At 31.1% G+C, this 25,481-nt stretch carries 17 protein-coding genes, 1 tRNA gene and 1 rRNA gene; 7 read left to right on the top strand and 12 right to left on the bottom strand.

What is annotated here, in order from left to right; translation table 4 throughout:
• Positions 1 to 68 precede the first annotated feature (68 nt).
• From MHJ_RS03280 to mip, 7 genes are all read left to right on the top strand, one after another.
• Positions 69 to 3,731 (top strand): DNA-directed RNA polymerase subunit beta, encoded by a 3,663-nt coding sequence (locus tag MHJ_RS03280; RefSeq protein WP_011284347.1) that lies wholly within the window; start codon positions 69 to 71, stop codon positions 3,729 to 3,731.
• A gap of 56 nt (positions 3,732 to 3,787) precedes the next feature.
• The gene (gene rpoC, locus MHJ_RS03275) at positions 3,788 to 8,026 is read left to right on the top strand and encodes a DNA-directed RNA polymerase subunit beta' (RefSeq protein WP_011284346.1); all 4,239 of its coding nucleotides are present in this window, start codon (positions 3,788 to 3,790) and stop codon (positions 8,024 to 8,026) included.
• A gap of 6 nt (positions 8,027 to 8,032) precedes the next feature.
• On the top strand, positions 8,033 to 8,452 hold the full coding sequence (locus tag MHJ_RS03270) for a tRNA (adenosine(37)-N6)-threonylcarbamoyltransferase complex ATPase subunit type 1 TsaE (protein ID WP_011206465.1): 420 nt from the start codon (positions 8,033 to 8,035) through the stop codon (positions 8,450 to 8,452).
• Between the two features lie 61 nt (positions 8,453 to 8,513).
• Positions 8,514 to 8,879 carry a hypothetical protein gene (locus MHJ_RS03960; RefSeq protein ID WP_237697217.1) on the top strand — a complete coding sequence of 122 codons (366 nt, stop codon included), beginning with the start codon at positions 8,514 to 8,516 and terminating at the stop codon, positions 8,877 to 8,879.
• Positions 8,849 to 9,742 (top strand): DNA cytosine methyltransferase, encoded by an 894-nt coding sequence (locus MHJ_RS03265; protein ID WP_237697251.1) that lies wholly within the window; start codon positions 8,849 to 8,851, stop codon positions 9,740 to 9,742. The genes MHJ_RS03960 and MHJ_RS03265 overlap by 31 nt, the downstream gene beginning before the upstream one ends.
• 514 nt (positions 9,743 to 10,256) lie before the next feature.
• Positions 10,257 to 12,344: a putative immunoglobulin-blocking virulence protein gene (locus MHJ_RS03260; protein WP_044284720.1), complete on the top strand. Its 2,088-nt coding sequence runs from the start codon at positions 10,257 to 10,259 to the stop codon at positions 12,342 to 12,344.
• Positions 12,345 to 12,366: 22 nt separating this feature from the next.
• Positions 12,367 to 14,823, top strand: a complete 2,457-nt coding sequence (mip, locus tag MHJ_RS03255) for an Ig-specific serine endopeptidase MIP (RefSeq protein ID WP_044284719.1) — start codon at positions 12,367 to 12,369, stop codon at positions 14,821 to 14,823.
• Between the two features lie 328 nt (positions 14,824 to 15,151).
• Here the strand turns inward: mip and MHJ_RS03250 are convergent, their stop codons facing one another.
• The 12 genes from MHJ_RS03250 to rrf form a co-directional block, all read right to left on the bottom strand.
• Positions 15,152 to 15,748: a PTS sugar transporter subunit IIA gene (locus MHJ_RS03250; RefSeq protein WP_044284718.1), complete on the bottom strand. Its 597-nt coding sequence runs from the start codon at positions 15,746 to 15,748 to the stop codon at positions 15,152 to 15,154.
• A 217-nt stretch (positions 15,749 to 15,965) separates the two neighbouring features.
• Positions 15,966 to 16,235, bottom strand: coding sequence for an HPr family phosphocarrier protein (locus MHJ_RS03245; RefSeq protein ID WP_011206459.1), 270 nt, complete (start codon positions 16,233 to 16,235; stop codon positions 15,966 to 15,968).
• Between the two features lie 96 nt (positions 16,236 to 16,331).
• A tRNA-Gly gene (locus MHJ_RS03240) sits at positions 16,332 to 16,405 on the bottom strand.
• A gap of 78 nt (positions 16,406 to 16,483) precedes the next feature.
• Positions 16,484 to 17,038: a thymidine kinase gene (locus MHJ_RS03235; RefSeq protein ID WP_011206458.1), complete on the bottom strand. Its 555-nt coding sequence runs from the start codon at positions 17,036 to 17,038 to the stop codon at positions 16,484 to 16,486.
• A gap of 58 nt (positions 17,039 to 17,096) precedes the next feature.
• The gene (locus MHJ_RS03230; RefSeq protein WP_044284717.1) at positions 17,097 to 18,008 is read right to left on the bottom strand and encodes an ABC transporter permease; all 912 of its coding nucleotides are present in this window, start codon (positions 18,006 to 18,008) and stop codon (positions 17,097 to 17,099) included.
• Positions 18,008 to 19,720, bottom strand: a complete 1,713-nt coding sequence (locus tag MHJ_RS03225) for an ABC transporter permease (RefSeq protein WP_011284340.1) — start codon at positions 19,718 to 19,720, stop codon at positions 18,008 to 18,010. The genes MHJ_RS03230 and MHJ_RS03225 overlap by 1 nt, the downstream gene beginning before the upstream one ends.
• Positions 19,721 to 19,722: 2 nt before the next feature.
• Positions 19,723 to 21,237, bottom strand: coding sequence for an ABC transporter ATP-binding protein (locus tag MHJ_RS03220; protein ID WP_014579989.1), 1,515 nt, complete (start codon positions 21,235 to 21,237; stop codon positions 19,723 to 19,725).
• Between the two features lie 161 nt (positions 21,238 to 21,398).
• Positions 21,399 to 22,754 (bottom strand): BMP family ABC transporter substrate-binding protein, encoded by a 1,356-nt coding sequence (locus tag MHJ_RS03215; protein ID WP_044284716.1) that lies wholly within the window; start codon positions 22,752 to 22,754, stop codon positions 21,399 to 21,401.
• 254 nt (positions 22,755 to 23,008) lie between these two features.
• Positions 23,009 to 23,566, bottom strand: coding sequence for an inorganic diphosphatase (locus MHJ_RS03210; RefSeq protein ID WP_011284337.1), 558 nt, complete (start codon positions 23,564 to 23,566; stop codon positions 23,009 to 23,011).
• Positions 23,567 to 23,616: 50 nt separating this feature from the next.
• Positions 23,617 to 24,417, bottom strand: a complete 801-nt coding sequence (locus tag MHJ_RS03205) for an MAG0110 family membrane protein (RefSeq protein ID WP_014579986.1) — start codon at positions 24,415 to 24,417, stop codon at positions 23,617 to 23,619.
• Positions 24,407 to 25,270, bottom strand: a complete 864-nt coding sequence (whiA, locus tag MHJ_RS03200; RefSeq protein ID WP_044284715.1) for a DNA-binding protein WhiA — start codon at positions 25,268 to 25,270, stop codon at positions 24,407 to 24,409. The genes MHJ_RS03205 and whiA overlap by 11 nt, the downstream gene beginning before the upstream one ends.
• A 36-nt stretch (positions 25,271 to 25,306) precedes the next feature.
• Positions 25,307 to 25,412, bottom strand: a 5S ribosomal RNA gene (rrf, locus tag MHJ_RS03195).
• Positions 25,413 to 25,481: the final 69 nt, after the last annotated feature.

Genomic DNA, 25,481 nt, shown 5'->3' with positions numbered 1-25,481 from the left:
ACATTTTTATTTTTTTACGTTTCTAATATAATTTAAAAACTTATTGAAAAAATGGTAAGAAGGGAAAAATGAATCACATATATAAATTAAAATCCTATGGAATTGGCACTGATCGTCGCTTTTATGGGGTTGCGAATAAAACCTTAGAAACTCCGGATTTTCTAGATCCGGTGCGTGAATCTTTTGATTGATTTTTGCATGTGGGGATTCCCGAAGCTTTTGATCGAATTTTTCCAATTGTTTCAGCAAATGGAAAATTAGAAATAAGTTTTCGCCGCGGTTCACTTCGGGTAGAAAAACCTGAAAATGAATATTTAGCGATCCGCGAGGCAAAAATTAAAGGTAAAACTTATTCTGCCAGAGTTTATGTAACCCTTGTCAAAGTTCATTCCGAAGATGGGGAAATGGAAGAACAGGAAATTTTACTAGCAGAATTCCCGTTTATGACTCAGGGCGGAACTTTCATAATCAATGGTTTTGAAAAAGTTGTTGTTTCTCAACTAATTCGTTCTCCAGGAGTTTGTTTTCGTGAGAATGTTAGAAATCAACAAGCAGATGACCTTTTTAATAAGGTAGAAATTATTCCCCAACTTGGTTCTTGAATGGAAATTTTCCATAAAGTTACTGGAAATCAAGTCGATACTGTTAAATTCAGAATCGATAAACATAAAAATATTCCATTATTATCATTTTTACGTGCAATCGGTTTTACAAATGAGACAGTAAGAAAATATTTTGGAAATTCCCCTGAACTTCTTGAATCAATCAGAAGACATAAACTAGAATCACTTGAAGAAAATTTAGAGCTAATTTATCGAATAGTCAGAAAAGATGATCGGATCACCGAAGAAGGTCTAAAAAATCTTATTCCTTCAATAATTTTTAATGAAAGACGTTATAATTTAGCTTCAACAGGCCGTTTTATGCTCAATGCCAAGCTAAACTTGGTCGAGCGAATTTCCCAGACTTACCTTGCCGAAGATTTAGTATCAAAAAAAAATAAAATTTTATTTAAAAAAGGGACTTATATCACAAGGCAGTTAGCCTTAGAAATTCAAGAAAAATTTAACAATGAAGAAATTCCTCTTTCCGAAATTGAAGGAGTTGATTCAACAATTTATGCCCGGCAACTTGAAATTACCCGTAATGAAAATTTATGGAAACGCTTTTATGTAGCAATTGTTAAAGTTTGACCAAATAAAAAATCAATGTTACAAGAAAGTGAGCCTGTAAATGTTATTGCAACTGATCCAAATTTGAATGAAAAAACCTTAGTTTTATCAGATATTATTGCAATTGTTTCTTATTATTTTAATTTATTAAGTAATTTAGGGAAAAGTGATGATCCAGATTCGCTTGTTAATAAACGGATAGTTAGTGTTGGCGAACTTTTACAAAATCAATTTTTGATTGCACTTACAAAAATTGAAAAGAATTCTAAGGAAAAAATTTCAACAAAATCGGATCTTTCGCAGTTAACAGTAAAATCAATTATTAATAATAAGCCAATTTATAATCAATTTAAAAATTTTTTCAACTCCTCAAAACTTTCGCAGTTTATGGACCAAATTAACCCGCTTGGGGAAATGGCAAGTAAAAGAAAAGTTACCTCACTTGGCCCTGGCGGTCTAAATCGTGATACTGCTCAATTTGAAGTCCGGGATGTTCATACAACCCATTATGGTAGAATTTGTCCAGTTGAGACTCCCGAGGGGCAAAATATAGGTCTAATTCTTAATTTTTCAGTTTTTTCGCGAATTAATCAATATGGTTTTATTATCACCCCTTATTATCAAGTAAAAAATCGCATTGTTGACTATTCAAAGGTTCACTGGCTAGCCGCATCGGAAGAATTTGATAAAAGTTTTGCACAATCAGGAGTTGAAATCGATCAAAATAATCGAATTATCCCTGATAAATTAACAGTTAGAAAAAATCAAACTTATCTTGTCCTTGATGCCGAACAAGTCAATTACATTGATGTTTCTTCAATGCAGATGACATCAATTTCTGCTTCCGCAATTCCCTTTTTAGAAAATAATGATGCAAATAGAGCGTTAATGGGTTCTAATATGCAGCGCCAGGCGGTGCCGTTAATTAAATCAGAAGCCCCACTTGTTGCTACCGGAATTGAAGAAGCTGTTGCCCGTTTTTCAGCAACAAATCTCCGCGCGTCTATTAGCGGAAAAGTTACTTATGTTGATGCAAAAAAAATCATCATTGATGATGGCGAAAAACCGGAGATTCATTACCTCCGTTATTTTGAAAAATCCAATCAAGAAACCTTAATTTTACAAAAACCAACCGTTAAAGTTGGTGATAAAGTCAAAAAAGGGCAGTTGATCTGCGATGGTCCTTCAACGGATAATGGCGAACTTGCCCTAGGTAAAAATGTTCTTGTCGCTTTTAGTACTTGATATGGTTATAATTATGAAGATGCAATTATAATTAGCGAAAAGCTCGTAAAAGACGATGTTTTTACCTCAATTCACATTCAAGAGCAAACAATTAAATTTCGTTCAACGAAAGCCGGAAATGATATTCTTACCGCCGAGATTCCCAATGCATCGGCTAAATCTCGTCTTCATTTAGATGCAAATGGAATTGTAATTGTTGGTTCAGAAGTTGATACTGGCGATATTTTAGTTGGCCGAACTTCTCCAAAAGGTGAAGATAATCCCACCGCTGAAGAAAAATTAATGGCAGCAATCTGAGGGAAAAAAGCGCTTGCCCAAAAAGATACTTCCCTCCGGGTTAAAAACGGCGAGGGCGGAACTGTAATAGATGTCCAGATTCTTTCCCGTGATCAAGGAGATAATCTCGAAGAAGGCGTTGGGATGCTAATAAAAATCTTGATTGCCCAAAAAAGAAAAATTAAAGTCGGGGATAAAATGGCCGGAAGACACGGAAATAAAGGGGTTGTTTCTGTAATTCTTCCAGTTGAAGATATGCCGTTTTTAGAAGATGGAACTCCGGTTGATATTGTCCTAAACCCGCAAGGGGTACCTTCGCGGATGAATATCGGTCAGGTTTTAGAGCTTCATTTAGGGATGGTTGCCAAAAAATTAAAAACAAAATTTGTCACTCCGGTTTTTGATGGGATCAAAATTGAGACCATCAAAAAATTATTTGATGAGGCAAATATTCCTGAGTCAGGAAAATTCAAATTATTTGATGGAATTAGTGGCCAACCCTTTGAAAATCCTGTTTCTGTTGGTTATATGTATATGCTAAAATTACTACATATGGTCGATGATAAAATGCATGCAAGATCAATTGGCCCTTATTCACTTACAACCCAGCAACCTTTAGGGGGAAAATCCCAAAATGGAGGTCAAAGATTTGGTGAAATGGAGACTTGAGCACTTGAATCTTTTGGGGCAACTTCCGTTCTTTCTGAGCTTTTAACTTATAAATCTGATAATATTCAAGGACGAAATTTACTTTATAATAATATAATTTCAGGGGGAAAAATTCCTAGTCCGGGAACCCCAGAATCATTTAATGTTTTAGCCTATGAACTTCGTGGACTTTTGATTAAATTAGAAGTTCATAAAAATGATCAAGAAAATCAAGAAGTTGAAGAAATAAAAGATCCTTTAGAATTACCCGAAATTCCATCTAATTTCATTGACGAATATAATCAAGATGGCCGGATTGAACTAAATAAGCTAGAAGAATTTGCTGATTTTGATGAAGAAAATATCGACTTTGACAAGTTGACTAGATAATAACTTTTATAGCCAAAATAAAAAAATACTCTTATTTTTAAAGGAGAATTTAAAAAATGAATACAAAAGTTTCGCGCCAATATGCAAAGATTTCCGAGAATTCAATTCAGAAAATTTCCCTTGCTTTAGCAACTCCTGAGGATGTCCTTGAATGATCAAGGGGAGAGGTTCATCGTCCCGAAACGATTAATTATAAAACTTTTAAGCCCGAGCGCGGCGGTCTTTTTGATGAGTTAATTTTTGGTCCCCTTGTTGATTATAAATGTTCAGTTTGTGGAAGGAAATATCGGAAATCAAACGAGAATCAGCTATGCATCGCTACAAAAGAATGTAAAATTCGTGGATCACGAATTTTATCAAAAATGGCCCGGCGTTATTCAATGGGTCATATTGCTTTAAATGCGCCGATTTTACATTTTTGATTTTTTAAAATCGACCATTCAATTATTGCTAAATTACTTGGCCTTAAAGTTTTTGAGGGTAATTCTAAAGTTCCTACCACAATTACTAAAGCCGCAATTGAAAATCTAATTTATTATAAATCACATATTGTCCTTGAAACTGGGGGACTTAAATCCTTAGAACAAAACAAAATCATTGACATTTCCGAAGCCGGCTTAATTTATAAAAACGCCTTAATTGAAATAATTGAATTTTATCCTCCTGGAAGCGAGGAACATAATGCCTTAGCAGAGTCAATTTCTGAATTAGCTGATGTAACTTCAAGTAAAATCGGCCGCGAATATGGGGTTGATTATTATGAACTTAATGAAATAATTGAAGAATTTTCAAGTGCTCGAATTGCAACAGGAGCGCTCGCGATTGAATATTTGCTTGATAAAATTGATCTTAGAGCTGAAAAAGCGGCAGTTGAAGCTGAACTTGCCGGGGTTCAGAAACAAATTTATAAAAATAAGAAAATTATTCTTAAAAATCAAAAAAGAGATAAACTTTATAAAAGACTGCAAGTAATTAATGCTTTTATTAACTCTGGTCAAGATCCAAAAATGATGATAATTCGCAATCTTCCGGTAATTCCAGCTGATTTACGTCCGTTGGTTCAACTAGATGGCTCCCGTCATTCAACAAGTGATTGCAATGAATTATACCGCAGAATCATTATTCGAAATAACCGTCTAAAAAGATGAAAAGCCGCTCATGCTCCTGTTATTATTATCCAAAATGAAATGCGGATGCTCCAAGAAGCCGTTGATGCTTTAATTGATAATCAAAAAAAATCAACAAATCAAGTAACAACCAAAGAAGGCCGTCCGCTTAAGTCAATTTCTGATGCTTTAACTGGAAAAAAAGGAAGATTTCGCCAAAATCTTTTAGGAAAAAGGGTTGATTATTCTGGAAGATCAGTAATTGTTGTTGGCCCGAAATTAAAAATGCATCAAGCCGGGCTTCCCCGGAAAATGGCTGCTGTTCTTTTTGAACCCTGAATTATTCGCAATTTAATTCAGGAAAAAAAAGTAGGCTCAATCAAAATGGCAAGGAAAATGATTGAAGAAGAAAACCCAATTATTTGACCTCATGTTGCCAAAGTCATCCAAAATAAACCAATAATTTTAAATCGGGCTCCAACTTTGCACCGCCTTTCAATTCAAGCTTTTGAACCTGTTTTAGTCAGAGCCAAAGCGATTCAATTACATCCGCTTGTAACCGCCGGATTTAATGCCGATTTTGATGGTGATCAAATGGCTGTTCATATTCCAATTTCTCCTGAAGCTATCCGTGAAACTCAGGAATTAATGTTTGCAGATAAGAACATTTTAGGCCCAAAAGACGGAGAACCAATTGTTAATCCTTCTCAGGATATGGTGCTCGGACTTTATTATTTATCTCAGGAAAAAGCCGGAGCAAAAGGGGAAGGATCTTTCTTTTCAACTTATGAAGCGATGCTAAAAGCATATGAATTCCGAAGTGTTGAGCTTCATGCCCGGGTTGTTTTACCTTTTGAGCAGGTAAAACCTTTTATTGCCAAAACTATGCGCGGACATTTAATTTCAACGGTGGGAAAATTTATTCTTAATAACATTTTCCCGGCAAATTTTCCTTTTATTTTTGATGATAATGTTGATGAATTAGAACTAAATTATCCTAGTCAGATCAAAAAATATGTCCTTCCTTATGGAACAAATTTTCGCGAGTATATCCAAAATTTAAAGGTTAATGAACCTTTAAATAAAAAAGCGATTGCCAAGATTGTCCGCCAAATTTTTGATACTTATGATGGTCTTTTAGCAAAAGAAGATATTGCAACTGTAATTGATCAACTTGATTTTGGCAATTATCAAAATTGCGTTTTACGCTATGAAAAATTACGTGACTATAAAAAACAAAAATTACCAGTTCCCCATCTTTCAAAATTAAGTGAATTTACAATTTTTGAATATTCACAGTTATATAAACAACTTCAACAAAATGGTCCAGTTGAGTCTTATCGTGTCCTAGAAGATCACGAAAAAGCTGAACTTTTAGAAAAAATTTGGTTCAAATACAATAACATGGTTTGTTCAATTCTTGATAAAATTAAGGATTTAGGATTTCATTATTCAACTCTTTCGGGAACTTCAATTGCGATTTCAGATATCAAAATGGCGCCAAAAAAACATGAATTTATCAAAGAAGGTGAAAATTATATTAATAAATTAAACACTTTTTATGCAAAAGGTTTAATCACCGATGATGAAAGATATGTTTTAGCAATCGCTAAATGAACGCAGATCAAAAATGATATCCAAGAAGATTTAAATCAGTCAATTAAAGATGATAATCAAAATTCACTTGTAATGATGATGAAATCAGGGGCTCGTGGTAATATTTCTAACTTTGTCCAACTTGCAGGAATGCGAGGTTTGATGGCAAATAATGTTAAAGCTCTTAAAGTTGATGCTGAAAATGAAAGGGTAGTTCGTTCAATTGTTGAAGTTCCAGTTAAGTCATCTTTCCTTGAAGGTCTTACCTCTTTTGAATTTTATTCTTCAACCCATGGGGCTAGAAAAGGACTTACAGATACGGCACTTAATACGGCAAAATCGGGATATTTAACTCGTCGGCTCGTCGATGTTGCCCAAAATATTGTCGTTGTTGCCGAAGATTGTTTTTCTGATTTTGGCTTTGTCGTCAAAGATATAATTGATACTAAAACAAATACGATAATTGTTCCTTTACTAGAAAGAATCGAAGGTCGCTTTTTAAATAAAGATGTCTATGACTCCCGGGGAATTAAATTAGCAAGTGCGGGCACCATGGTTGATTTACAAACAGCAAAAAAAATTGTTGCTGCCGGAATTAAAAAAGTCGAGATTCGTTCAATTTTATCCTGCCATATCAAAAATAGTGTCTGCAAAAAATGTTATGGGAAAGATTTAGCAACAAATCGACTTGTTTCAATTGGTGAAGCCGTAGGAATTATCGCTGCTCAATCGATCGGAGAACCTGGAACGCAGTTAACAATGCGTACTTTCCATACCGGTGGGGTTGCTAATGTTGAAGATATTACAGGGGGATTTACCCGTTTAATTGAATTAATTGACTCGCATGAGCATCCTTGAGGTAAGCCAGCAAAAATTTCGCCTTATTATGGTATTATAACCAAAATTTCTGATCTTGCCGAAAAAAATGCGGCAAATAAAGGATTTTTAATTACTATCGAGTACAAAACAAGCAAAAATGAAAAAGCTGAACATATTATACGTATTGAGCAAAGTCAAAAATTACGTGTAAAAGTCGGAGATAAAGTCATTCCGGGACAAAAATTGGTCGAAGGACCAATTATTCTAAAAGAATTACTAGCTGTCTCTGATGCTAGAACACTACAAAATTACCTATTAAAAGAAATTCAAAGAATTTATCGAATGCAAGGAATTTCGATTTCAGATAAATACATTGAGATCATAATCAGGCAGATGCTTTCAAAAGTTCAGATCATTGAAAACGGTGATTCTAATTTCTTTATCGGATCGATTGTTGATATTAGCGATTATCAGGAAGTTAATGGTCAACTGATCTCCCAGAATAAAAATCCGGCTTTTGGGAATGTAATAGTAAAAGGAGCAAAACAAATTCCTCTTCTTTCAAATTCATTTTTAGCCGCCGCGAGTTATCAGGAAACCTCAAAAATACTTGTTCATTCAGTAATTTCTTCCCAGATCGATAAACTTGAAGGGCTTAAAGAAAATATTATTGTCGGGCATAAAATTCCAGCTGGAACTAATTCAAATTATGAACCAAAGTCCAAATTTGATATCCGTAATCCACTTAGTTTCTTTATGAAGAATAACCGTTAGTAATTTATGGACTATGAAGAAATAAGAAAAAATTATATTTTTTCAAAAGAAATAATCTCCAAATCTATAGTTGATTTGGAGATTATTTTTAAAAAAATACTTGAAAATAAAGTACAATTTATTTATTTAGTCGGTGATTATGGCTCTGGAAAGACCGATTTTGTAAAAAAATTTGCCAAAAAAATCGGGATAAAAACTAAAATTATATCCCCTTCTTTTAATTTTATGTTTTTATATGAAAATTTAGTTCATATTGATCTTGATAATTTTCCCGGTCAACTCGATGAGTTTTATGATTATTTTGAAGATAATTTTGTTGCAATCGAATGGGCTGATAAATTAACTGAATTTTCAAGAAATTCAGTTCTTATAAGTTTTAAAATTCTTGATCTAGAGACCAGATCGGTGAAAATCTGGTGAAATTAACTAAATTTTTCCTTTTTTTGATAAAAAAATTTAAAAAAAATTAATATATAATAGACTAGAAATGAAATACTATAAAATTTCCGAAATTGTAGACCTTGAAGCTGTTAGTCAAAAATTCATTAGAAGAGAAATTGCAAGAAAAACTTTAATCTCAATAAAGAAAAATAATAAGTATCTAGTTTCGGAATTTGATTATCAAAAATGAAAATCATCCTATAGAAAACAAGAAAAACTAAGGAAAAATTTAGGAAAAACTAAAGAAAAAGTCCACTTTATTGAGATCTCAGAAGAAATGAAGAAATGAAGAAACTTGATGGCTGGAGCTCAAGTTATCACAATGGTTATAATTTTATCGATCTTTTTTCGGGTGCTGGCGGCCTTTCTTGTGGTCTTGTTATGGCGGGATTTTTGCCCTTGGCAAGTTTAGAAATAATGAAACAAGCCGTTGAAACCTATGCCTATAATTTTAAAAAAAGGTCAAAAAATAAAGAACTTTTTAAGCTAAGCGATATTAGAGATTCTAAAATAAAATCCGAATTTTATGATCATTTCAAGGATCAAGAACTAGATTTAATTGCTGGAGGTTTTCCTTGTCAGGGCTTTTCGATGGCAGGTAATCGCGTCTTTGATGATCCCCGAAATAATTTATACCTTGAAATGTTAGATATTGTTGCGAATTTAAAGCCAAAATTCGTGTTAATGGAGAATGTTCAAGGACTTAGAACCATGCTTTCTGGTCAAATTGAGGTCAAAATCATAAAAGATTTTGAAAAAATCGGCTATAAGATTAATGTAGCAACATTAAATAGTGCCGATTTTGGAGTCGCTCAAATAAGAAAACGGGTAATTTTTATTGCAAACCGGATTGGTTTGACAAATTTTTTCCCTGCAGCTATTCTTAGCCCAGAAAATTATAAAACTTTAGGTCAGTGTATTGAAAAATATATGAATTGAGAAGAAAATATTGAAATTAATCATATTTTTACAAAACATTCAGCTAAAATGAGGGAAAAAATTTTAAAGACATCCGAAGGCCAAAGCGTTTATAAAAATTACTCTGATGGTTGGAAGAAATCACCTTGAGATCAGCCTAGTTGTACAGTTAAAAAAAATCATGGCGGGGTGAATCTCCATCCTAAACTTCCAAGGGTTTTAACTCCGCGTGAGTTGGCTGACTTACAGTCATTTCCTGATAGTTTTATTTTTAAAGGGTCAAAAAAAATGACAACTTGTGCAAATTGGAAATGCGGTGCCCCCACTTTTAGCAAAGGCTATCGGCCTGGCTATTAAAAAATCTCTGGATAAGAAAGATGTATTATAAGGTTTTAAATTTTTCCAGAAGCAAATTGAGGATTATACCAAACAAATCTTTAAGGTTTATGGAAATGAATTAACTTTAAAATTAGAAGATTATAATTTACTTGAAGATGAAAATAATTCTATTGAATCCTCAACAAGTATTGGGTTCATAATTGAAGAATTTTTGACTTCCAAATTATCAATTTATACAAGGTTAAAAATAATAAATAATTTTGTGATTCTAGCATCATTTTCATCTAATTTTTTAATTTTATAAGTTTAAAGTCTTCTTATAATACCAAAAATTTGGCTTTCTAATTATTATAAGGTATTTTTTTTACTTAATTTTCGGTTTTAAAGACCAAAAATCTTTTAATTCATAGTTTTTTTTGAAAAAATTTTTTAAATTTCCGCAAAAAAAAAAAAAAAAAAAGGTGGTAAAATACTAAATTAAGTATAATTAGGATTTTATAGTCAAATTAACTAAGAAAAAAAGGAGAAAATTATGCTGTTTTATTTATCGAAAAGAAAGAAAATTGTTCTGAGTGGACTTACAGTTGCTGTAATTGCAGCCGGAATGAGTTTTTTTGCGAATCCGCAGTTTAGTAATTTTTTTCGCTTTAATTCACAGATTAGTTATAATTCCAAAGCTCCCTCAAGTGTTGCTAAAAACGATCCAAATGATCTAAGTTTTTATTCCCCTGTAACAAATTCTGAGTTTAAACCACTTAAAAAACAAGTACAAAAAGTCGAGCTAATCAAACCTCCTGAAGAAAAAAAAGAGGAAATAAAACCAATTATAACCATAACACCTAAAAAAGTAGAACCAACTCCGCCTCCTCCGGCAATAATACCTAAGGAGAAAATTGAAGCGCCAATTATAAGTGAAATTCCCAAAAAAACTGAAGAAAAAAAGGACGACTATGGATCGCTCGATTATTCTTTAATCGAAAAAGCGTTAAACCGTTATAAGCAAGGTCTTCAAGCTGAGATAAAAAAATATGAAGAAAGTGTTAGCCGTTTGGAAGCGCAAGTTCAAGAAATTGAACGCCGTTACCGTGAAGATTTTGACAAAGACTGGGTAAGGGGGAAAATTCCTAATTCACCAGCAGGAAGACAACTATGAAAAGAAGCTTACGAGCGCCATATTGACCTGCCAAAATATAATCTTAATCGCGAAAAACAGTATCTTCAGCAGCTAAAATCACGGCCAGAAAAAACATCCTTTAGTCCCGATGAATTAAAATGACTTCGTCAAGGACTTTTGCCATCAACAGAATCCACGAATGTCTGAGAATATGAAGATGAATCAAAAAATCCTGTAATTAACAGGATGAAAAAACATAATCAAAGCCGAACTTTTAATACTCCCGGATATTGAGGGCTTTCACCTTATGATATCTCGAATGGAAATTTTCCAGGTTGGACAAGAACTAATAAAAGCTCAGAATTTAGTTCTGAAATTGGCAGTGAATATACAAATTCAATTAAGGTTTATGAATATAGTCCAAATGATGAAAATGAGGAAAAAAGTAAAAAACAACCTTTAAAATTAATTGAACTTGATGCAAATGATAATAAGGCTTTTGATAAATTTAAGGAGATAATGGCAAAAATCTCCCAAAAAGATAGCAAAGTTCAAGCTTTAAGAATCAAAAATATCGGTGAAACGCATTCGCTCCAGAATGCCGAAGAAATTTTCAAGGCAATCCCTGAGCAAATAAAAACTTTATCAGTTTTTCTAAATAATACCGGCGCAACTCGATCGCTTCGTGGACTTGAGAATAAAAAATTAAAAGAATTATCAATTTATACAGAAAAAAATTCACTAGATGATGACTGGCAAATCAACCCAAATGCGCTGAAAAATGTTGATTTTATTAGTTTTGACTATAATAATCAAGCATCTTATGGCTCAAATCAGGGCAAAATTGGCGGTTCAATTATTTTTGATGGGCTAAGATGAGAAAAAAATGATAATATTGACAAGATTAATGATGGTCTAAAAATAGTTTTTGATTCAAAAATTGAACAAAGAGTTTTTCAAGGGGCCCACGGTGGAAAAGGTGGATGGCCTACTACACTTGATTTTTCTGAAACTGATGTAAATACTTTTAAAGGAATTAAATTTGATGAACTTGATAAAAGTTTTAATGATAAAGTTAGAACTTGAAAAGATGATCCATATGCTGAAGAAAATTATACTGGATTTAGGCAGCTAAAATTCAAGAAACTGATTATAAAAGGGCAAAATTCTGGCTCTAAACGTCTAAATTTCAAATTTTCTGATCTAAATGGTGCCCAATTTACCGAGAGATTTGCCAGCGGCTTTGAGAGTCCAAAAGTCGTTGTAAAAGTAAATGGCCAATCAATTTATGGCTATCCCGTTTATATTTCTGGTAGTCCCGAAGGTGATGCAATTTCGCAGCTGCAAAAATTTATCGAAGTTGCTAATGGTTCAGGGAATGGAATTTCCCAGATTTATGTTGAAAGCGAGGAAATTAAGAATAAAGTTGGCCCAACAATTGGGACTGCTCAAGTTTTTGTAGGAAAACAAGTAGCAGAATCTTCAGATTCGGACCTTGTTAACTAGTTTAAATTTTTTGGGGTAAATTATGCAAAAAAAATACTTTTCTATGAAAAACAAGCAGTTTTTCTTACTTTTTGGGCTTGTTTTTACTACTTTTTCACTAATATCTTGATCTTGTTCTAAACAAACAAGCAAGGAAAATCTATCAACAACAAACCAGAAAACAAATCCAAAGACAGATCAAAAAGATATTGAAAAAATTAGAGATGAACTAAAAGCGCGACTAAATTCCGAATACCAAAATTTTGAAAACTTGCCTTCTAAGCAAGCTTATCATAATTTTGGTAAAAAACTTGATGAAATTAGAGCTGATCTTGAAAAATTATTCAAAAATCCTGATCTTGAAAACAAACAGAGAGACTGGGATAATACAAAAAAATCTTTAGATTATCAACTTGAAAAACAAAATTATCAAATTGATCATTTAACAAAGTTAATTATTGGTTCTTTTAATGATATTTTAAAACCTATTGAGAAAAAACAGGAGGTACCTGAGCAACCAAAACAAGAAATTCCAGCTGATAAAGTTAATCAATATTATGAAAAATTAAAGGAAATTACACCTAAAGGCCAAAATTGAGCGATTATCAAAGACGGCAAACGAATTGTTGCTGATCAATATAAATATGATTTCCCCGATCATGAATATAAGTATTTTATTCAAAAATTTGGCGGCGGCCCGGCTAGAATCGTCGGTCTTGAAAACCCAGATGGCTTAGTTGAATACCCTTATGGAAAAACAAAAAAATTACCCGAAAATCTAAAATCACAACTTAATCAAGAAGCTAAAAAGGCCGGCCAACCTTTATATGATAATGCCGCTTATCGAACTTTTGTTGTCCCAAAATTTGATTCTTCTGGTAAAATTACTAGTATCGAGATTCCAGAACATCAAAAAGGAGATACATCCCCGGCACTTCATGTCGATGAGGCAACTGGCCAACTACTAAGAGGTGGACCTGGAAGAGTCGGCCTTCCCCGGATTTTACCAAATCAAGAATATAAAAATTTAACAAAAAATTCAATTGGTGTTGAAATTGTCAATGGAGATTTTCTAAAATTTCGTCCTGATGGCGGCCAAGGTGAACCTGAATATTTAGATCCAAAAGAAATTGTCCATTTTTCTAAAGGTTTCCATGGGACAATGAATATTCTCGATTACAAAAAAGAGGATGGCCAAAAATATCCGCTTACTTGATATTTTATCACAAATGCTCATGTTTTAAACCGACTTTTAGTCGCAAATGACTATCATCCTGATTCAATTTATGGCCGTGATGAAGATGCTTATAATTCTTATAATCGACAATATAATACTTGATCGCTTGTACTAACCAAGATAAAAAATGATGTTGACCTCAATAATATAATGCCAACAACTGGTGAAAGTCGTCGCGATGCTTATTATGATACTATAAGAATTTCGGTGCGAACAAAATCAAGTAATCTTCATAATGCCGGAAAACAATTAGATCAAAGTAATAACTACCAAATCTATAGTGATAAACTAAATAATAATCAAGAAGTACCAAAAAATGCTGAACTTAACGTAAAAACAGTGGTTTTTGGGACTAATGTATTCGAAAAAAAACCTGGGGACTTCACTGAGCAAGAAAAATATAAAAATATGGAAGAAATACTTGATTTTGCAATTATGGAACTAACTTTTGATAATGAAGATCAAGCAAAACTGATAACAGGGGATTGATATAAGGAGCACCAAGATGCAAAAAATAATCAAAAACAAAGCACAATTATCTCGGATACTAACCTTTTAAATGAACAAGAATATGAAAAATTAGCTCCAAATCAGTTTTACGGTCTCGGATTTCCAGTCTCAGAAGGCGAACTTAATTCAACTTTAAACGAATATCAAAATAAACAAGCCTGAGATACGCGAAAATATAGCCTTTCACCCCATGTTAACAAGGATCATGAACTTTATTTTAACAGGGATTTATCAAATCCCAAACTTAAAGATGGCGGCGATCTTTCTTGGTCAAGATCTTATCGATCTTTTATAAATAAGCCCGGACTAACAGATCTTTTTATCTCAAACGCTTATGTTTCTTCAGGTTTTATCAAGGTAACTAAATACGATCAGCACTCGCGAACTTTCAAGGAAACCCCTTATTTATTTTGAGGTTTAGGAACCTTGCTGGATAATTTTACCGCAGGAGCCGGTATGTCAGGAACTGGTGTTTATAAAGATGATAAACTTTATTCACTTGTTTTTGCAAACGACAGACTTGCTTCAACTGCTTTAACTTTAAATTTAAGATCATATGGATATGATTATAATGGTTACTATGGTAAATATTCTTTACCAAAATACGACCTAATTTATGGTTCAAAGCATCAAAGAAAATCTTACTTCCAAGCGATGCAACAACTTTATAAAGGGAAAAATATAAAAACTTATTTATTTCCTAATGGTTTTGGCGATATCAACAAAGTTGATGTTTTTGGCGACTGAAAATAATCTAATAATATCAAAATGTCTTTGAATTTATGTGATAATTTTTATTTTTTGCCTTATAAGTATTTTTAACTTTTTAAAATAAATTTTAAATTTCTAGCACTATATTTAAAAAATAATAAAAAATTTTAAAACCAATTATAACTATATTTTTATAAAAAACACTATAAATTTATAGTGTTTTTTATTTCTAAGTTAAAATTTTAGTTCTTATTTTTTTCATAATTATTGTTCTTTTCCGTAAAAAAAAAAAAAAAAAAAAGTTTGGAATAAAAAAATTAGTGTATAATTAGCCATACTTAAGAAATAAAAGGCATAAATCAAATTGTTCTTAGGATTTACTACTTGTTCCAACTAAAAATGGAATAGTGTCGATTTCTCGCTGTGGAGAAGTTAGAAATTTAAAGTTGTTGTATTCTGATTCATTAAGGACAATAACAATAATATCAGTGTTAGTAATTCCTGATTTAATTAGATAATCAAGATTAACAGCGGCAATCTTATCGCCAGCTTGAATTTTTTGATTAAGTTTAACAAAAATTTCAATTCCTTTTCCTTCAAGTTCAACTGTATCGATTCCAAGATGTAGAAGAATTTGTGTCTTATTATCTAAAGATGCAAAGCCAAGGGCATGTTTTGTGGGAAAAACCATATTAACTTTTCCAGAAATTGGAGCAAAAATGTCCTTTTTTCCGGTATTTCCTACCTGGACTGCGAATCCTTTCCCTAGCATTTCCTTAGAAAATATACCATCTTTTACCCTAGAAAGTTTAATCAATTTTCCTGTTGAAGGAGCAAAAATTTGCTCAGCTGTATTGTATTCACAAGCTTCATATTCGCATTTACAGTTGTTATTTTGTTTGCATTTACAATTTTTACAACATTTCTTTGTTGTTCTACTAAATAAACCTTTAAAACAAAAACCCATTTTTCCTCCTAAATTTAAGCATAAGTAATAAACTTATTTCCTTAAATTTTACATTATTTTTTAATTTTTTTGTTGTTTAGTTTAAAAATTATATTTTTTTATAATTTTTTTCTTTTTCTCCATAATTAATAATAAAAGATTATGGAGAAAAAGAAAAAACCCGTCATTTATTACGGGTTTTTTTTGGAAGAATTAAGAAAAAATTTATTTATTTTAGCTACTCAAGAATTAGTTTTTCTTCAATTATTAAATTTTTAATTGCTTTAACTGCTTCATTTTCATCTTCACCGGTAATTTCAATGCGAAATTCAGTTCCAGATTTAATTCCTAATGCCATTATGTTCATAATTGACTTTGCATTCCCTGATTTTTCACCATTAAAAATTTTAACTTCAGATTTAAACTCACTTGCTAATTTGGCAACTTTTGAAGCTGGGCGGGCATGGAAACCTAATTTATCAATTACAACTGCAGAAAATGATACCATTCTTCTCCTTTGTATTTAAAAATATTAAATAAATCCTTTTTTGAAAAAATAATTCAATATATTTTTTCAAAAAAGGATTAAGTGGTCAAAAAGATATGGAGCAAGTGAAGGGAATCGAACCCTCACAGTCAGCTTGGAAGGCTGAAGTTCTACCATTAAACTACACTTGCGTATGCAAAAAATAATTATACCATAATTACGCGGGGAAAAACTAAAAAAAAAAAAAAAAAAAAAAAAAAAAAAAAAAATTATAAACTATGACAAGCACGGCACCGCGCTTCGTATTCGTCTTGATCACCAATTAAAGTTTGTGCCTCATTAAGAACTTTACGCGCGGTTGTTGTTGCAGCGCGTTTACAAAGTGAGCAAACTGCTTGTAATTTAGTAACATTTTCGGCGATTGCCATTAAATTTGGTAAACTACCAAAAGGCTTGCGGCGAAAATCTTGGTCAAGGCCACTGACAATTACCCGAATTCCTTTATCGGCGATTTGTTCTAAAAAAGTTACAATTTCCTCGTCAAAAAATTGGATTTCATCAATTGCGATTGCCTGGTAGTTATCTCTTGTAAATAAATCCCGGATTTCTTGTGTTGTTCTGGCCAAAAAAGTGGGAATTTTCAAACCTGACCGCGAGACGATTTCGCACTGGGAAAAACGGTAATCAACTGAAGGTTTTATCACTAAAGTTTTAATATCGGCATAAGTTAGAATTTTTATCCTTTTAATTAACTCATCAGATTTCCCTGAAAACATTGGCCCTGTAATTACTTCAATGACCCCATCAAAAAATTTTTTGTACATAAAATAACTCTTAAACCTAAATTAGGTCCCTTTTCATTAGATTTTTTTCTTCGTGTATTTATTTTAGTGATTTATCATAAGGAATTCCAAGTGCTTTTGGGGCTAAATCTTTTTTCGAACTTAGAGCAAGTAAAATGATTGTAAAAAGATATGGCGCAGCTTCAACAATTGGGAGGAAATTCCCGAAATTTCCGGCTAAATTTATTGATAAAGTGTATAAAAATGGGAAAATCAGCCCTGAAATTACAATAAATATAATTTTTCAGCGGCCCATAATCAAAATTGTTAGTGATAAAAATCCCAAACCTTGAACATTTCCCCGAAAAGTTGATCCGGCATACTGGAAATAAAAAGCCCCCGCAATTCCGCCGATTATTCCTGATAGAAAAACTCCTAATCATTTAAGTTTATCAACATTAATTCCTGCAGCGGCTGCGGCATGTGGATTTTCACCAACAGCGGAAATCCGTAGTCCTAATTTTGTTTTTGAAAAAATAAATCAGGTGATAACAATTATACCAATTAAAATAAATAATTTAAGTGAAAAAATATTAAGAAATTCCTTGTTCTGTCCAAAAGCAAGTTCGTTTACAACTGATTCAAAACGGTTACTTTTACCATAAATTTTTAATAAAACAAAGGAGACTGCTGGTGCTAGAATATTAAGGGCTACCCCAGAAATTATATGATTTCCCTTTAATTTTATTGTGATAAACCCATGTAAGAGTGCAAAAAGCCCCGAAAAAAGTGCAGCAAGTGGAATCAGTAATAATTGCATTGCCATATTTGGAATCCCGATTAAAATTGAAAAAAGACCATAAGTTGTTGCTCCAATAATCATAATTCCGTTAATTGCAATATTGACAATTCCTGCTTTTTCACTATATAATCCAGCAATTGAGCCGGTAGTTATTATTGAAAAAAATAGAAAAAAGAGCGTTAAAATGGGGATAATTGTATCTATAGTCATTATTTTTTTTCCTTGTTTTTTTCAGATTTTTGTTTTTTTTCTATTCTAAAATTACTAATAATTTCTGATTTTAGACTTTTAAATTGTAAATGTTGCTCGATAAATTGCTGTCTAAAGGTGTTTCGATTATTTTTTAGATCATAATAACCTAAAGAATTTAGTTTTTGATTTGCATATCTTTTTTTCTCACCAACTTGTTCAAAAAATGCTAATTTTTCCTCTAAAGTTTTATTTCTAAAATTTGAATTAATGCCAAAATTATTTTTAATATCTTTTTTAATTTTTTTCCAAATTAAAACATTATGATGGTTTTTTATTTTTAGTGTTTGTTTTTTCAAAAAATATAATTTTATATTAATTTTTTGAATATTAAAATAAATATGTAAAATATTTATTTTATCATTTAAAAATCAATCTAAATATTGAATTCGCCGACTTTCTAAATTATTAATTTCATAGTTAATTTCCTCAATTTTTTCGGGAGCAATTTTTTTTAGACCAACTAAATTTAACCAACTAAACTTAGATTTTTCTAATTTTAATGAGCGAAATTTTACTGTTTTCGGTCCAAAAAATTGCCGCGAACTTAATAAAAAGTAGAAATTTAAAATTCACTTTATTGGCTGAAAATTAACAAAAACAACTGAAATTGCTGATAAATAAATAATAATTCCAATCACAATTTGCATTGTATCCTGATTTAAACGAATTGAGTGTGACTCAAGGGCGCTGGCGCCGATTGAAAGTGTTGAATAAAAAAAGGAGGTAGGGATTATCCCAAAAGGCGAATTAAAGGCTAGAAGTGTCACCAAAATGGCATCAAAACCTTCACGGGGCATCCCGCTACTAAGTGTAAAAGATCGTTTATAAAAAATATACCAAATAAATCCAGCAATTCCTGCGATTACTCCTGAAAAGCTCATTACTGAAATAGTCATAATTTTATTATTAATTCCAGCATAAGATGCAACATTTTTATTTTGTCCAGTAATTTTTATTCTAAGCCCAATTGTTGTTTTCTGCATAATAAATCAGATTAAAAAAGCAAAAATAAGTCCTAAAAATAACATTATTACCGCAAAATTTCTTGTTAGAAAAATTGAAGTCAGAAAACTTGTCTCACTAATTGATTTACTTGTAAGTGGTGAATTTGAGATAAAACCGATATCTAAATTAGTTGAAGTTAGCAAAAATTTTATTATATAATAAATAATTCAATTTAATAAGATAGTCGAAATAACTTCATTAATTCGCAGAAAGGATTTTAAAATTCCAACTAAAAAACCAAGAATTCCACTTGCCATTATTCCCAAAAAAGCACCTAAAAACAAACGTAAATAAATATTTATTGAGGTTAAATTCAAGAAAACTAGCAAAGAAATAGCCCCTGAAATCATCATTTGACTGGGCGCACCAATATTAAAAAGTCCAGCTTTAAAAGGAATCGCAATTGCAATACTGGCAAAAATGAAAATTGAGCTTGTCAAAAGCAGATTTCGAATCTGATTTTTAGCAAAAGCAATTTTAAAAAACATTGTATAATAAACTTTAAAAGGGTTATAGCCGAAGGCGCGAATAAAAATAAATGACATTAAAATTCCGAAAAAAATCGCCCAAAGAGTCGAAAAAATCTTTTCTGAAGAACTTTTTAGACTAATTTTGTCAATTTTTTTGAAAAAAAATTGCAGCGGATTAACTAAATTTTTCATCATTTTTACTCCCCCATTAGTTGCCCAATTTTATAGCGATCAATTTCAGTGCGCATAAATTTTTTGGAAATTCGGCCTTTATTGAGTACACAAATTGTATCCGCAAGCGCTAAAACTTCATCAAGTTCATAAGAAATTAGTAAAATTGCTTTATTTTTCTGTTTTTGGTCTAAAATAATTTGGTGGACGAGATTAATTGCACCAATATCTAGTCCTCGGGTTGGCTGAACAATTAAAAGTACTTCATGGGGAGTTAGAATTTCGCGTCCTAAGACAAATTTTTGTTGATTTCCTCCTGATAAAAGTCTAGAATTTCTTGAGCCAATTAAATCACCGCGGACATCAAAGTTCTTGAGAATTTCTGCATATAATTCTTGCACTTTTTGTGATTTGATATACGTTTTTTTAACAAAATTTTCGTTTCGTAAATTTCTAATAATTGAATTATCTAGGTTTGGTAGATCAAGGACGATTGCATATTTATGACGATCACTGGGTACATAAGAAATTAGACCAAAACGGGCTAACGGTCCTAAATTTTCAAGATTTATAGGCTTATTTTCATTATCATAGACAAGAATTTTTCCTTTTGAGGCTATAAGACCGGAAAGAGCAAGTTCTAGTTCTAACTGACCATTTCCTTCAATTCCAGCAATTGCAAGAATTTCGCCTTTGTGAATTTCAAGGTCTAAATCAACGATTTCCTTATCAGTTTTAGCAGAAAGACCTTCAATTTTTAAGCCTAATTGGCCAAAGTGGCATTCACTAGTATTTTTTGATTCAACAACAGTTTTTCCCACCATTGCCGCTGCCATTTCCGTGATTGTAACATTTTCAAGACTTTCAAAATTAGCAACGACTTTTCCTGCCCGTAAAACAGTGGCCGAATTTGCAACTTCTTTAATTTCTAATAATTTATGCGAAATAAAAATGATAGTTTTCCCATTTTTGACAAAAAATTTCAGAATTTCTAAAAATGAGTCAATTTCCTGTGGTGATAAAATTGCAGTTGGTTCATCAAAAATTAAAATATCTGAATCACGGTATAAAATTTTTATAATTTCAATTTTTTGCTTAATAACAACAGAGGCATCACCGGTTTTTTGATCTAAATCGAAGGAAATATTGTATTTTTCTTGTAAAATTTTGATTTTTTGCCTTGCAGTTTCACGGTTGATAATGCCATAATGACTAAATTCTTGACCTAAAATAATGTTTTCAAAATTAGTATATGCATCAACAAGTTTAAAATGTTGGTGAACCATACCGATTCCAAAATCTGCTGCGCGATTTGGATTATCAATAAAAGATTGCCTACCATTGACTCTAATTTGGCCCTCATCAGGGGTATAAATTCCAAAAAGTGTTGACATAAGTGTCGATTTTCCAGCACCATTCTCGCCAATTAGAGCATGAATTGTGTTTTTTTTAATCTTAAAATCTATTTTGTAATTGGCATAAAAACTGCCAAATTTTTTCGAGACTTGAATAAATTCAATTGCATAATCCTGATTTATCATTATATTAAATAGTAACACAAAAATAAAAAATCCGGAACAAAAATAGTCCGGATTTTTTATTTTTTTAATTTAATATAATTTTATATTAAATTAAACTAAATTAGAAGAAAATTAATCTCTAAAAAAAGATATAATGTTAAAAAATTGTTATTTTTTCTTACTTAATTTTTATTAATATCGGTAATTAGTTTGTCTAAGCTTTCCTGTTGCTTATCAGGTTGTTTATCAGGCATTTCCGGAATTTCTAAAGTTTTACGAACTTCTTCGGCAGGAATTGTCTTAGTTTTTTCTTCAAATTCTTTTTTAGCTTCAGAAATGGCTTCAGTTGCGAGTTTTTTATCATTTCCTTCTAAAGAAGTATCAGCAATATCGACAAACCTGTCTTTAATTCCAAGATAAACAGTTGCACTTTTTTTACCAAATTCAAAGCCGGCTAAATTTCTTGAATTTGATTTTTTGGTATATAAATCACTAAGAACACTGAAAACGGAGTAACCTAAATTTTTCAAAATTGAGGTGAAAAATTTATTTTTAGTTTTTGTATAAACAAGTGATTGGTCGGTGTCAACACCAATGAGATAACGATCATTTTGGTTTGCGATTATATCCGAGAAAATTTCAGTAAGTGGTCCAGCGACAGCTAATAGTGTTGAAGGTTTATCTTTTGAAGCAATTTGTTCAAGTCTTTCTTTTGTTGAAGTATTTTGAACCTTAAACCCAAGATTTATCTCGATTTTATCAGTTGTTATCTTTGTTTTTTTATCAGAATTTTTTAGATTTCAAGCTTTAATTCCGGCTAGATAACCAGCGATAAAATCAGTTACAGCTGGCGAAATCCCACCACCGATAACAATTGCTGATCTTTTAGTTGGATCACTTGGGAATTTTTTTGCCAAAAAGGAAGCATTCGCATATCCTGCAAGTCATCCGGCTTCTTCAGTTTTATAGGTTAAATTAATATATCGACCTGTTGGAATTACATTTTCAGTATCAGTTCAGTCAATTCCGAGTATGATAATATTTTTTTCAGTAAATAATTGCTTATTTTCAGGGACTTTTAATCAGTTTGTGATCGCATCACCGTGTTGAAAACCAGAAAGTACTCAAACATTTTTGTTGGTATTAGCAAGTGAGCTATATTTTCCTTCAAGTTCAGCAGTTGAACTATCTACTGAAGTAATCTCACCTCCAGTAAGAGCGCCAAGTTGTTGAATTGCCTCTCAACTTGATTGGTTAAATGAATTATCATTTACCGTTCCATCAGCGGCTACAATTGCCATATTTAGCCCAAAATGTTTGTTTGCATCAGCTTTTGCGGCCATAATTTCGGATTTTCGTTCATTAACTAGTCCTGAAATTTTTGAGACATCAGTGATTTGCTTATTTTGATTATCGGCTGATTTTTCTTCTTTAGTTGTTTCTTTATCCCAACATCCGGCAGAGATTGTTGCGATTGCTGAAAGCGGAAAAACTAAGCCTAAGCCAAGAAATTTATTTCATTTTATCTTTTTTTTCATAGTTGTTCTCCTAATTAATTGTTTTAATTACGATGACTTTCAATTATTTTTTAATAAATTAATTTTTATTTTACATTTTCTATTATATTACAAAAACTAAAAAATTTTTAAAAATTCCAATATTTTTTAATCCTTTTTTTTGTATATTAAAGCAAAAATTTATTATTTACAAAAATAATTTCGTTAAAAAGAAAAAAAACCAAATAAAATTTAAAATTTATTTGGTTTTTACAAAAATTCAAATTTTTCTGAAATTATTTTTGATATTTTTCAGGAAATTGTTCCATCATTAATTTTAAAAATTCAGATTTTTTAAAGTCCTTATATTTATTAAATAATTCTTGGCAAGTTTTATATTCTTTTAATGCTTGCTCATATTTGAGAAACTTTGAAACCTTAGTAATTCCGGGTTTTTTTCAATTTTTGTAGTTGCTAAAAAAATAATAAATCGAATCAAGTCATTCCTGCGGTAGATCATCAAGAGATTTTATATGATCAAAACGGTAGTCATCATTATGGACACCAATTAATTTTGTATCAATTTCACCATCATCAATCATTTCAAGAGCCCCTAAAAGTCTTGCATTTAATTGGGTTCCTGGTAGAAATTTTTGATTTGAATAGACTAAAAAATCAAGAGCATCGCCATCTCAATCTAAAGTTTTTGGAATACTACCATAATTTGCTGGGTAGACAAAATCACCATATAAAATTCGATCAACTACTAATTTTTTTGTTTTAGAATCAAGTTCATATTTTATATTTGAACCTTTACTTATCTCAATATCAACTAAAATTATTTTATTTTCCATTTATATTTTATAAAATATCCTTTAAAAATAAGTTTTTTAGATTATTTTTTCTAATACCTTGAAGCCATAATTCTTGTTATAAAAATAACTAAACGAATAAATGAAATATATAAACCAAGAGCATTTCAAATTGCAATTCTGAAAAAAACGCGTTTAATTTCTGCCTCGTCTGTATAAAAAGCAAGAATTTGGCATGACTGATTGCGGATAAGCCAAAATTCATAACCAATTATTCCAAGAGTTACGGTAATTCCGATGATTGAATATAAAGTTTCTAAAAATGTAGAAAAGATAAAAAGTGTCGCTAAACCAATTACAAACTGAATTATTATTCCCGCTATAATTAAAGGCAGAAGTTTTCCAAAATTAATTATATTGAAATAACCAAGAGCTCCAACGACTGCCATAATTACTCCTGCGCCAGCAACTGCAAGCATTACAAGGCTAGAATTACCTTGAATTATTTGGAAAGCAAAAAACAAAGGTAGCGTAAGAGAATTTATGATTATAAAAACAAAAAATAGAAAACCTAAAAAAACAGTTGACGGCTTTTCGGCTAAGGCATTCTTGCCGATATATCAGGAAATTCAAAAATTTAGTCCTAATATTAAAAGAGTAATTAAAATAATTGTTGCTATACTTGAAAATAATGAAAACACAAAAATTTGATATAAATCAAAAAGTGCATCAATTGATAAAATCGCAAAAGTTAATAAACCAATAAATAAAATGGCAATTCCAAGTCAAAATAAGGAATAACCTAACAAACGATTTGTTTGTTTTTGAATATAGGCCGTTGATCGACTATATGCTTTAAAGTCGCGCTGGTTGTAAGTAATTTTATTGTTCATTTTTTTCTCCTTCTTTCTTCTTAAGTATTTTATTCATTTTAGAAAGTCAATAATTTAGACCAGATTTAGTTATATTAATATTATACATCTTTTTTAAAATTTCGGAAATTTCTTGTAAATTTAATTCAGGTCTAGTGGTTCTTACATTGAAGAAGATCAATTCTTTTTCACTAAAAAATGCAGTTAACTTGTTTTTCTGAATTAAATTTCATTTTTTAGTGAAATTTGCTGAAGAACTAGATATTTTCTTAGCATTACTAATATCAAAATTAGTAATACGATTTGCGTTTAAATAATGATCACGTTTAATTCTTAAGATTTCAAGCTTTGATGCTTGTTCCAGCGCTCCTATTACCATTAAAAAGTAAATAATTTCGTTAACCTTTTTTAAATATAACCTAAAATAATTTTGGTGGAAAATTTGTCGAAAAGTAAACTCTAATTCATTTTTTTGTAGAATTTCACTGACTTTTTCACATTTTTCTTTATCTAAGAACGAAATCTCTAAATGATATCTTTTTGATTCAAGATGTGAAATTGACCCTCCACCAATAAAAAGGCCAGCAAAAAAATATTGTATATTATGTGGATTTTTTTGGATTTTTATTACCTTTTTATTAACACAAATTCAATTTTTATTTATCTTTGTATCGAGAAATTTTAATTGAAAATATTGAAAAATTTCACGTAATCTATTTGAAATCTCTTTTCTATTAATTCTAATGATGAAAAAATTTGAATCCTCAAATTTTGAAGCACTAAAAATTAAACCTTTTAGTAACGAAAAAAATTTTGGCCGGGAAAGCCGGTTTGAGAGAATTTCAATTTTAATTTTTTGGCTAAAAGATGCCATTTCTAAACTCTTTTACATAAAAAAAAAAAAAAAAAAAAAGAGTAACTCCCTATTTTCCTATTTCTAGTATCTTCGGCGTAAAAAGGCTTAACTACTGAGTTCGGAATGGATTCAGGTGATCCCTTTTGCTATTGTTACTCTTATAATTAATATTATACCATATAATTTTTTTTTTTTTTTTTTTTTTTTTTTTTTTTTTTTTTTTTTTTTT

Source organism: Mesomycoplasma hyopneumoniae J (assembly GCF_000008205.1).
Classification (GTDB): domain Bacteria; phylum Bacillota_I; class Bacilli_A; order Mycoplasmatales; family Metamycoplasmataceae; genus Mesomycoplasma; species Mesomycoplasma hyopneumoniae.
The sequence above is the reverse complement of the archived record's forward strand: the minus strand, read 5'-3'. Positions and strand labels throughout refer to the sequence as shown.